The organism is Kitasatospora sp. NPDC093558 (assembly GCF_040683475.1).
In the GTDB taxonomy this organism is placed as follows: Bacteria; Actinomycetota; Actinomycetes; order Streptomycetales; family Streptomycetaceae; genus Kitasatospora.
The window spans coordinates 1-1,117 of sequence record NZ_JBFBDY010001347.1; the positions used below are offsets into that span (position 1 = coordinate 1).

Below are 1,117 nucleotides of genomic sequence, written 5' to 3' on the forward strand. Positions count from 1 at the left end.
GGTCGGGTTCGATGTCGGGCTCGGTGAGATCACCGGCCCCGAGTTCTGGTGGCCGGAGGACCGGAGCTGGGTGGTCACCAGCGACTACGACCTGCTGTCCACGTACGTCGGGTGCTCGGCCGAGACGGCCGCGCTCATCCTGGCGGACGACGGGATCGAGGCCCTGCCCGTCACCCTCGGCACCCGGGTCGACTTCTACGCCGACGACGCGAACGGCCGCTGAGCAGGGGCGGCCGGTCTCACTGCAACCGGTCTCACTGCGGGCGGATGATGACCACCGGGCAGGAGGCGTGCTGGGCGCAGCGCGTGCTCACCGAGCCGAGCAGCGCCCGGGTGAACCCGTTGTGGCCGTGGCTCCCGACGACCAGCAGTTCGGCGCCCCGCGACGCGTCCAGGAGCACGTCGGAGGGGTCGCCCATCACCATCGTCCGCCGGACCTGCACCGGCAGGTCCGCGCCGAGCACCTCGTCGAGCTCGTCGGCGAACCGTTTCTCCGCCACGTCCCGGTCGAAGGAGTGGTCGACCACGGGCGCCGGCCAGCCGATGTGGCTCGGCGGCTCCCATGCGCCCACGGCGTCCACGACGCCGCCGATCAGCTCGGCGTGCCGCAGCGCCCAGCGCAGCGCGGCGTGTGACGACGGCGAGCCGTCGACGCCGACCACGACGCGGGAAACGGAGTCGTTCGCGTTCATGTGTACCGTCCGGTCGGTCGTTGCCCCACCGGTCCTTGCCCCACCCACCACGGTGCGGGCCGCCGGACGCCACCGCCAGTACGGCCCGGCACCCGGGTGACGACGGGGGCGCGGGCCGCCGAGTGATCGATTCCGGATACGGGAGGGGGCCGAAGATTGCCGGGTTCTGGAAGTGTGCGATCACCGCACCCTTGACACGATCTTGACGGCGCCCGCGCCCGGATGACCACGGAGAACGGCGGGCACCCGGTCGGAACGGCGGTTTGTGTGCGACGTTGTACGATGCGCGTCGTCGAACGCGCTGCGGGGGAATCGGGGGGCGCATGGACGGCGAAACGCCGCTGACGGGAAGCCGGTTGACCGGAAGTCGGTTGACCGAAGGCCGGCCGACGGGACGTCGGCGGACCGGCCGGGTCCGGGTGGAC

The 1,117-nt window shown here is 72.2% G+C and carries 1 protein-coding gene and 1 pseudogene; one reads left to right on the plus strand and one right to left on the minus strand.

Annotated elements, in window-relative coordinates:
* Nucleotides 1–223, plus strand: a pseudogene (locus AB0O00_RS40865) (hypothetical protein); the annotation flags it as partial.
* A gap of 31 nt (nt 224–254) precedes the next feature.
* Here AB0O00_RS40865 and AB0O00_RS40870 read toward each other — a convergent pair.
* On the minus strand, nt 255–692 hold the full coding sequence (locus AB0O00_RS40870; protein WP_363659719.1) for a universal stress protein: 438 nt from the start codon (nt 690–692) through the stop codon (nt 255–257).
* Nucleotides 693–1,117: the final 425 nt, after the last annotated feature.

What these genes read in the sequence shown, in the direction of transcription:
- AB0O00_RS40870 (WP_363659719.1), bottom strand. Translation starts at nt 692, where the DNA reads ATGAACGCGAACGACTCCGTTTCCCGCGTCGTGGTCGGCGTCGACGGC.